The following is a 220-nucleotide window of genomic DNA, read 5'->3' as shown; positions in this document are numbered from 1 at the left end:
ATCCCTGCGTTTCGACTTCTCCCATTTCCAAAAAGTAACCGAGAAAGAATTAAGACAGGTTGAATCTCTGGCAAATGCTAAAGTAAGAGAAGCTATCGAACTGGATGAACATCGTTGTATGCCGATTGAAGAAGCCCGTAAAATGGGCGCGATGGCCTTGTTCGGTGAAAAGTATGGAGAAGAAGTGAGAGTAGTATAATACGGTTCTTCCGTGGAACTA

Annotated in this window: 1 protein-coding gene; it reads left to right on the top strand. The window is 43.2% G+C overall.

All coding sequences use genetic code 11. The annotated features are described in order from the left end of the window. On the top strand, positions 1-199 hold a 199-nt coding region (locus HJV72_RS19240), incomplete at its 5' end, for a hypothetical protein (RefSeq protein ID WP_208073482.1). Between the last annotated feature and the right edge of the window lie 21 nt (positions 200-220).

Source organism: Extibacter sp. GGCC_0201 (assembly GCF_017566055.1).
Taxonomy (GTDB): domain Bacteria; phylum Bacillota; class Clostridia; order Lachnospirales; family Lachnospiraceae; genus Extibacter.
Note: the sequence above shows the minus strand (reverse complement) of the source record. Positions and strands in the feature narration are given on the sequence as shown.